Source organism: Loktanella sp. SALINAS62 (assembly GCF_018263905.1).
Classification (GTDB): Bacteria; Pseudomonadota; Alphaproteobacteria; order Rhodobacterales; family Rhodobacteraceae; genus Loktanella.
Map to the genome: position 1 here is coordinate 1 of NZ_JAAFZU010000048.1, position 1,400 is coordinate 1,400.

The 1,400-nt window shown below is 56.4% G+C and carries 1 protein-coding gene; it reads right to left on the reverse strand.

All coding sequences use genetic code 11. The features are described 5' to 3' along the window. Positions 1-32: 32 nt before the first annotated feature. The gene (locus GZH79_RS14275) at positions 33-1,304 is read right to left on the reverse strand and encodes an IS256 family transposase (RefSeq protein ID WP_211644449.1); all 1,272 of its coding nucleotides are present in this window, start codon (positions 1,302-1,304) and stop codon (positions 33-35) included. Positions 1,305-1,400 lie beyond the last annotated feature (96 nt).

A 1,400-nucleotide genomic window follows, 5' to 3' on the forward strand; every position in this document is an offset into this window, starting at 1 on the left:
GAGCTATGGTTGATTTTGGGTGACGCGCATCATCAGGCGGCGCGGTTTTCGGTATCGTTGGTCTGTTCTATACCGTCAGTGAACTTGATTCCTTCGATGACTTTTGGCAACTGATTTTTTCCTTTGAGGCGGAGCCATTTCTTTGATGCCGCCTGAATAAGGCTGAAGACCATCAGTTTTGCTGTCTTTTGCGACAGCGCTCCCTTGGTGCGCACCGTGCGGTGCCGAACAGTGGCGAACACGCTTTCAATCGGGTTTGTGGTGCGTAGATGGCCCCAATGTTCGGCCGGGAAGTCAAAGAACGCCAGCATCGCGTCTTTGTCCTTGGTCAGGCAGGCGACACCCTTGGGGTATTTGCTGCCGTATTTCTCAGTGAAAACCGCCAGCGCCACCTCTGCCTCTGCGCGCGTGGCAGCGTGCTGAATGTCGTTCAGATCCGATTTCACCACCGGTGCCATTTGCGTAGGAAAGTAGCCCTGAACATTCTTGGCCTTATGCACCCAACAGCGCTGATGCTTCGTGCCTGGAAACGTCCGGTCCAGTGCGTTCCAAAAACCCATGGCACCGTCGCCGACGGCGATTTGTGGCGCGACAGACAGGCCACGCGCCTTGATGTCGGTGAGTAACTCGTGCCAGCTTTGCGCACTTTCCCGCAAGCCAACCTGAAAGCCGATCAGTTCCTTTTTACCTTCAGGGGTCGCACCGATAATCACCAACATACACTCGGCGTTTTCTTCCATCCGGGCCTGAAGGTAGACGCCATCTGCCCACATGTAGACATAGTGACGGGCCGACAGATCACGTCGCGCCCAAGCATCATACTGCCCCTGCCAGCCCGCCGTCAGTCGCGATATGACGCTGGGCGACAAGTTTGGCGCGTCGGGCCCCATGATGGCTGACAACGCTTCTTGGAAATCTCCCGTTGAAATGCCTTTCAGATAAAGCACTGGCAGCAAGGCATCCAAACTCACCGAACGACGCGCCCATTTGGGCAGGATGTTCGAGGTAAACCGGATCTTCTCGGCAGGATCGAGTGCGTCCATCCGATCGCGCACTTTGGGCCGCTGGACATCCAGCGCACCAATCCCCGTCTGGATCTTCCGCTCTGGGCCAAACCCATGCCGCACAATCCGTTGGCGACCATCCTCCAGCTGCTCATCGGCAAAGCTTGCTACAAACGCGTCGGCTTCAGCTTTCAGCGCTTCTGACAGCATCCGTCGCGCGCCTTCACGCGCAAGCTCCGTCAAAGGGTCCGCTATCGATTCAGATTGGCGAAAGGGTAGGATCGTTGTATCGGTCTTCATAGGCGTATCGCTCCTCGTGAGGTTCTGGTTGGCTTTGACACCACCACGATACGCCGCCTTTCAAATCACGCCATCACCCAAATTCCCGCATAGCTC